Genomic DNA, 7,566 nt, shown 5'->3' on the forward strand with positions numbered 1-7,566 from the left:
GTTTCCAGTTCGTTAGTTTCTGGATTAAGCGCTATTTGACCAGAGATATAAAGCATATTGCCGGTTAAAACTGCCTGGTTATAGGGCCCAATTGGAGCCGGAGCTTTGTCGGTTTTAATTATTTTTTTCATCATTTTTAAACTTTTAAATTTTATAATCTTCGGTCTGGTTCGTTTCGTTTATCATATTTAATATCACTTAAGATAGACGATTTTATCCCGATAAAGAAATACCAGGATCTACGCTCACTAAAAGGCACCCAGTTAAAACTTAATCGCCAGGTATTTAAATCACGCTGAAATCTTAATTGGGTATAAGTAAAGCCTAACTCTTTTAAATCGTAACCAGAGGAAGCTCCAACTACCCATTTTGGCGAAAGTTCCACATCTCCCGAAAACATTATAGAGTGGGAGGTAATTTCATTTTGACGAGCGGTATTATTGTAGGTCATGGTATAAGAAAGCCGTAAATCCCATGGGATTTTATAATTATACCAATTATCGTTTCTTTCTTCACGATCTTCATCTGCAAATGGATCTTCTTCTTCATCATAGAACTTTCCTTCTAAATCAGATCCTTTTCCAAAAAGGTCATCACGTCTTCCGCCACCGCGATAAGTATCGTTATCTATTTCATCTTCACTTTCGTCTTCACCCTCGTCTTCAAAATCTTTACTGGAGAAAGCATAACCAAAGCTTACATTGGCGTTGGTAAACCTAAATAAACTACCACCGTTATTTATATTTAGTTTATCGGTTCTTCGGTTATTATTATCTAAAGCATAAATATCCATATTACCGGCAACGTTAATATCCAATTTATCGCGAACTATGGGAATACTACCTCTAAGAGCAATGGGAGACAGCTTTGGTTGGCCGTCTTCCCCGGCAAGGTTATATGCCGTACTCATACTAAAGTTATTAAGTAGTGTGATTTTCTCCGGTTCGGTAGCGGTACTGTCTTTAGAACGTACTTTGGCTTCCAGAGTATTGCTTAAACTAAGCCCCAGGGAACTTGAAAACCTGTTTCCCGGCGCCCCATATAATGTCCCATTAAACCGGGAATAATCTACCATATTAGTCTCGATAGGGTTTGCGGGATCAATACGCTCATAAGTATCGTAATACTGGTCAAAAGCGGGGTTTACATTATAACTAATCGAGGGTCGCATCACATGCCTAATAGCCTGGATTTTTTTGTCCTTTCCAAAATTCTTCAATCCATATAAGGTGGTACCAATACTGGCTCCAAAATTATAGGTTCTGTAAGAATCAAACCCGTTTATAGTATCAATTACCACCTCGTTATTAAACTCATCGTAAGATTGTTCGAAGGTTTTGAAAACCCAACTTTCTTCGTAATTAGCATTAGCACTAACACTTAGATAATTGAAAAGCTTAAAGTTTGTGGTAACCGGAATAGAATGCTGCGCGCCATAATTGGCGTCCTGGAACATTTCTGGTTTAAAAAACAAAGAATCTGTTGTTCTAATTTGATTCTCGGCCCTTACGTTATACTGAAAATTTATATTTTCTATCAATCCTTTTTTTGCGCCGGTTTTTGGAGCAAAAGGATAAATACGCGTCATACTCGCCTGTAAAGTTGGCAAACTCATATTAATAGTTTGCGTCCTTGTATTTTGTTGATGCCGTGCTGCAAGGCTTAAATTAATCTGCGGTTCACCGGGAAAGGTTTTACTATACGAAACCGAAGAACTTAAAGTGTTTGTTAAGAAGTTACCTGTATTCATTTGATTTACAGAATTCTGGTAATAAGTGCTACTTCCTAAGTTTACCGAAGCACTAAACCTGGAATTAGGATTTGCCTTGGCATCCTGGTTGTGTGACCACTGAATATTATAGACAGATTGTTCAGCAAAATCTGGGAATCCTCGTTCACTTTGAAATAGGTTTTCGTACCGTATTCTTACGTTTCCGCGGTAATTATAACGCTTTGCATAATTACTTTCCAGGCGCACGGCATAACTTCCATTGGTATAATAATCGCCTAAAGTTAGTAAATCTACATAATCGCTAATCGCAAAATAATAACCTCCATTTTGCAGAAAATAACCACGACGACTATCCCCAAAACTGGGGATAATGAATCCTGAAGTTTCTTCTTCGGTTAAAGGAAAATATCCAAAGGGAAGCCCCAACGGTGTAGGTACATCTGCCAGGTACATATTAACAAAACCTGCCACGATCTTTTTATCTGGAACAAATTTTATTTTTCTCGCATAGAAATAATAATCGGGGTTATCTAAATCGTCATCGGTGGTAAAGCGCACATTTTGCATAAAATACACCGAATCGTTTTCACGTTTGGTAACTTCACCTCTTACATTAAAATTGGCTTGTTGTGTCCTGGAATTATAAACCAGTGCTCTTTCAGTATCAAAATTAAACCGAATAGAATCTGGCTCTACGGTTTGATTTCCCTGTACAAAAACCGGTTTTTGAGAATACGCACCGGTAGAATCGGGAATTCCATAGGCATAGACTTCATTTTTTTCATTGTCCATTATAATAAGCCCGGCATTAATCTGCATATCTCCATAAATAATTTGCGCTTCATTATAGAGATACATGCGATTCTCCTTCTGGCTAATACGCATATAATCTTTAGCCTGGTACTTTACTGCATCAGTAATTAATTGGTTGCCCCGTTGCGGAGTTTGCAACGAATCTCCAACAATACTATCGGTTAGCCTTATGGTTTCGGCAAGTGGTAAGGAATCGCCCACAGTAACCAGCGAATCTCGTTCCCGGGCTTCAATATCTATTTCCTGATTATTCCCTATTTCCTGTGCGTTTATACAAAGGATAGGAAGCAGTATAAAAATACAGCGAAAAAGTATATTAGGTATGTTTGTTTGCAATGCTCTAAGTGCTATTTTTGTAAAGAATGGCTTGCTTTTTGCAAAATCAAAATTACATATATTTTTTCAGCTTAGATTTGAGATTTCCTGAAAAAAGTAATTAAAATAATTAGCCTAAACTTAGCGTTACCTTTTTATGAGAACGAACCTACTTAAACTTTTCGTATTTTTCTTCATTTTTCTTGCAAGCTTGCAAAGCTTATTTGCAAATAATGATAAACCGAGAGATAGATTTGTGGTGGTTTTAGATGCCGGGCACGGGGGGAAAGATCCCGGAAATATGGGAAATGGTTTTAAAGAGAAAGATATTGCGCTTAATATTATTCTAAAAATTGGAAAGGCATTAGAAAAACAGGAAGGAATAGAAGTGATCTATACCCGCGATTCTGATATATTTATTCCTTTAGATAAACGAGCACAAATTGCCAATGAGGCCGATGCCGATCTTTTTGTTTCGGTACATTGTAATTCTCATAATTCCCAGGCTTACGGTACCGAAACCTTTGTTTTGGGACTTCATAAAACCGAAGAAAATTTTGAAGTAGCCAAGAAAGAAAACTCGGTAATATTTTTAGAGGAAGATTACGAAGTAACTTACGGTGGTTTCAATCCCAATTCCCCTGAATCTTATATAGGAATGGCGCTAATGCAAGAAGAATATTTAAACCAAAGTATTCTTTTAGCCGATTTTGTTCAGAAAAATTTCACCAACGAATTAAAAAGAAAAAATCGTGGAGTTAAACAAGCCGGTTTCGTGGTATTAAAAATGGCGGTAATGCCAAGTGTACTTATTGAAACAGGATTTTTAACCAATAACCACGAAGGCCCATATTTAAACAGTGCGGGCGGCCAAAACAAAATGGCTGCGGCTATTGTAGAAGCAATAAATAAATATGCCAACACTATAAACCTGTCTAACCTTGAGAGTATTGGGAGTACTTCCTCTTCAAACACACCACCTCAAAGTCAGATTTACGAGGGAATTACCTTTAAAATTCAGCTAGCCGCCGGTTCTAAACGTTTAGAAACCAAAGCATATAATTTTAAAGGATTGCAAAATGTAGAGCGTGCAAGGGAAGAGGGAATGTATAAATACTATTATGGAGCTACTTCAGATTACATAAAAATAAATAAGCTTCATAACGAGGCAAAACAAAATGGATATCCTTCAAGTTATATTGTTGCATTTAAGGAAGGCAGCAAGATTACAGTTAATGAGGCGTTAAAATCTAAGGTGAATTAACGGTTCTTTTCTATTTTTATTTCTAAATTTGTCCATATTCCTAAAAAAATAGCTTTTGAAATTTACACGTGAAGTAAAAACTGCATTCCTAGCAATAATTGCTATCCTCTTATTAATATTTGGTTATAGTTTCTTAAAAGGTAAAAACCTGTTGGATTCCAGCAGAACTTTTCATGCAGTTTATAACGATGTAGAAGGGCTATCACCTTCCTCGGCAGTAACCATAAACGGCCTTAAAGTAGGGCAGGTAACCCAAATTAATTTTCTTGATGCCCAGGGAACCCTGGTAGTTAGCTTTACCGTAGAAAATGATTTCGAATTCTCAAAAAATAGTACTGCGCAAATTTATGGTGGGAATATAATTGGCGGAAAATCTCTTGCTATTCTTCCAGATTACGAAATTAATCAAATGGCAAAATCTGGAGATACCTTAAACAGTGATATTGAAGAAGGTATTATGGAGTTGGTAAACGATAGGTTGACCCCGCTTCAGGATAAAGTTGAAAATACTATAGTTAGTGCAGATTCTTTAGTTACAGCAATTAATAAAATTTTAAACGATAGTACCAGGTATAATATACAAAACACTTTTAAAGATCTTAATGCAACTGTTGCTTCGTTTAAAGTAACCGCTAACGCACTAGAAGGAATTGTAGGTAGAAATTCAGGAAAAATAGATAATACTTTTACTAATCTTGATGAAATGACTACCAATTTCAATTCATTTTCAGATACTTTAACCAAGATGGATATTGGTAAAATCACCGCTGATCTTGAAAAAGTGGTAGCCGATTTTGAAAGCGTTTCAGATAAATTAAATAATAAAGAAGGTACCGCCGGGAAGTTAATTAATGATGATGCCGTTTATAACAACCTGGATAATGCTACCAAACAGTTGGAACAATTACTACAAGACGTAAAACTGAATCCTAAACGATACGTACATTTCTCTGTCTTCGGAAAAAACCCGAAACCATATCAGGAACCCAAAGAAAAGGATTCTATTAAATAACCAACTATGCAAATTATTTCCCAGGTCTTATTTCTAATTGCCCTAGTGGTAGGTATAGGTTTTTTTATTCGAAACATCCGCAGGTTATTAAGAAATATAAAATTAGGAAAAGAAGTAGATCGTAGCGATAATAAAGGAGAGCGTTTCGCTAAAATGGCCAGGATTGCGCTTGGGCAAAGCAAAATGGTAAAAAAACCAGTTTCAGGCTTTCTTCACGTAATTGTTTATGTAGGCTTTATTATAATAAATATTGAAGTTCTTGAAATTATAATAGATGGTTTATTCGGGACTCACCGTGTACTATCTTTTATGGGCGGCTTCTATAATGTTCTTATCGCTTCTTTTGAAGTTTTAGCGCTATTAGTTTTAATTGGAGTTATTGTATTTTGGATTAGAAGAAATATCTTAAATATTTATCGGTTTTTAAGTCGTGAATTAAAAGGCTGGCCTAAAAATGACGCCAATTATATTCTTTATTTTGAAATGGTGCTTATGGTACTTTTCCTGGTAATGAATGCTACAGATTATCAACTTCAGCTTAATGGAGCTCCTCATTATGCAAGTGAAGCAGGCATAACCGGAAGTTTTCCTGTAAGCCAATTCTTACTTCCTATTTTTGAAGGAATGAGCAATGCAACGCTTATTGTAATAGAGAGAGCGGCCTGGTGGTTACATATTTTAGGTATTCTTTTCTTCTTAAATTACCTGTATTACTCTAAACATTTACATATTCTACTGGCTTTCCCGAATGTTTACTTATCTAAACTTCGACCACAGGGAGAAATGAATAACCTGCAATCGGTTACCGATGAAGTTAAATTAATGATGGATCCCGATGCCGACCCATTTGCTGCCCCGGCAGAAGAAGAGGAAGGTGCCGAGCCCGACAAGTTTGGAGCATCAGATGTTTTTGATCTTAACCAGGTACAATTATTAAATTCCTATACCTGTACCGAATGTGGAAGATGTACGGCAGAATGCCCCGCAAACCAAACCGGTAAAAAACTTTCTCCCAGGAAAATTATGATGGATACGCGAGACAGGCTGGAAGAAGTAGGGGAGATTATCAATACAAAAGGAAAATACGAAGATAACGGTAAGCAATTATTAGACGATTTTATCTTACGAGAAGAACTTTGGGCCTGTACCACTTGTAATGCTTGTGTAGAAGCTTGCCCGGTTGGTATAGATCCGCTTTCTATTATTCTGGATATGCGTCGTTATTTAGTGATGGAAGAAAGTGCAGCGCCAAACGAGCTTGCCATTGCAATGACTAATATAGAAAACAATGGTGCACCATGGCCTTACAACCAACAAGATAGATTAAACTGGGCTAAAGAAAATTAATTTTCTTAATAGCTCAAAAATATATTGAATACCAGACTTATTAGAAGTCTTCGGAATAAAATTAAAAGAAAGTAGATATGGCAGAAGCGTTAAAAGTACCAACAATGGCCGAGTATATGGCAGAAGGCAAAAAACCCGAAGTTTTATTTTGGGTAGGTTGCGCCGGTAGTTTTGATGATAGAGCAAAGAAAATCACCAAGGCTTTCGTGAAGTTATTACACGAAGCGGGTGTGGATTTTGCTGTTTTAGGAACCGAAGAAAGCTGTACGGGAGATCCTGCGAAACGCGCCGGGAACGAGTTTCTTTTTCAAATGCAGGCTGCTACAAATATTGAAGTTCTTAATGGCTATGAAATAGAAAAAGTGGTTACTGCCTGTCCGCACTGTTTTAATACCATAAAAAACGAATATCCTGCCCTGGGTGGAAATTACGAAGTAATGCACCATACACAATTTTTAAAATCCCTTCTTACTGAAGGAAAGTTAAAGGTTGAAGGAGGAAAATTTAAAGGAAAACGGATTACTTTTCACGATCCCTGTTATTTAGGCCGTGCTAACGGTGAATATGAAGCGCCTCGAGACTTACTTAGAAAACTTGAAGTAGAACTCGTAGAAATGCGTAAATGCAAGTCTAACGGACTTTGTTGCGGTGCAGGTGGTGGCCAAATGTTTAAAGAACCCGAGCCAGGAAATAAAGACGTGAATATTGAACGTACCGAACAGGCTATGGAAGTTAAACCTGAAGTTATTGCTGCGGGTTGTCCATTTTGCAATACGATGATGACAGATGGTGTAAAAGGAAAAAACAAAGAAGATAGTGTAGAAGTAATGGATGTGGCAGAACTTATTGCCAATGCCCACGATCTCTAAAAAATTTTAGTATACAATTAAATAATTCAATTTAAAAAAGCTTGAGATTTTTTCTCGAGCTTTTTGACTTTATAAGTATAATTTTTGATGAAATCCAAACGTTAAAAGGTAAAAGTAACCTTGAGACAATGTTTAAATCAATTAGTTTTGTAAAAATATAATTTCAGTAATTTATGTTAGTACCATTCGAAAATCTACCCGATTCTTCAAGGGT

General features: G+C 36.5%; 6 protein-coding genes. 4 read left to right on the top strand and 2 right to left on the bottom strand.

Annotated elements, in window-relative coordinates:
* Together AACZ30_RS11765 and AACZ30_RS11770 are read right to left on the bottom strand one after the other, a co-directional pair.
* Positions 1-131, bottom strand: a 131-nt coding sequence (locus AACZ30_RS11765; RefSeq protein WP_339649541.1) for a Rid family hydrolase, incomplete at its 3' end; no start/stop codon positions are given.
* 20 nt (positions 132-151) lie between these two features.
* Positions 152-2,881, bottom strand: coding sequence for a putative LPS assembly protein LptD (locus AACZ30_RS11770; protein WP_339649538.1), 2,730 nt, complete (start codon positions 2,879-2,881; stop codon positions 152-154).
* Positions 2,882-3,017: 136 nt separating this feature from the next.
* Between AACZ30_RS11770 and AACZ30_RS11775 the strand changes: the two genes are divergently transcribed.
* From AACZ30_RS11775 to AACZ30_RS11790, 4 genes are all read left to right on the top strand, one after another.
* Entirely contained in the window at positions 3,018-4,124 is a 1,107-nt protein-coding gene (locus AACZ30_RS11775; protein ID WP_208225520.1) for an N-acetylmuramoyl-L-alanine amidase, read from the top strand.
* Between the two features lie 55 nt (positions 4,125-4,179).
* Positions 4,180-5,136 carry an MlaD family protein gene (locus AACZ30_RS11780; RefSeq protein ID WP_075326879.1) on the top strand — a complete coding sequence of 319 codons (957 nt, stop codon included), beginning with the start codon at positions 4,180-4,182 and terminating at the stop codon, positions 5,134-5,136.
* 6 nt (positions 5,137-5,142) lie between these two features.
* Positions 5,143-6,483 carry a (Fe-S)-binding protein gene (locus AACZ30_RS11785; RefSeq protein WP_339649540.1) on the top strand — a complete coding sequence of 447 codons (1,341 nt, stop codon included), beginning with the start codon at positions 5,143-5,145 and terminating at the stop codon, positions 6,481-6,483.
* A gap of 77 nt (positions 6,484-6,560) precedes the next feature.
* A complete protein-coding gene (locus tag AACZ30_RS11790) occupies positions 6,561-7,352 on the top strand; it encodes a (Fe-S)-binding protein (RefSeq protein ID WP_075326877.1) in 792 nt (263 codons plus the stop codon).
* Positions 7,353-7,566: the final 214 nt, after the last annotated feature.

Source organism: uncultured Salegentibacter sp. (genome assembly GCF_963972535.1).
In the GTDB taxonomy this organism is placed as follows: Bacteria; Bacteroidota; Bacteroidia; order Flavobacteriales; family Flavobacteriaceae; genus Salegentibacter.

Bases quoted from the DNA above. Each gene is read 5' to 3' on its own strand.
- AACZ30_RS11775 (WP_208225520.1), top strand. From the start codon at position 3,018: ATGAGAACGAACCTACTTAAACTTTTCGTATTTTTCTTCATTTTTCTT.
- AACZ30_RS11785 (WP_339649540.1), top strand. From the start codon at position 5,143: ATGCAAATTATTTCCCAGGTCTTATTTCTAATTGCCCTAGTGGTAGGT.
- AACZ30_RS11790 (WP_075326877.1), top strand. From the start codon at position 6,561: ATGGCAGAAGCGTTAAAAGTACCAACAATGGCCGAGTATATGGCAGAA.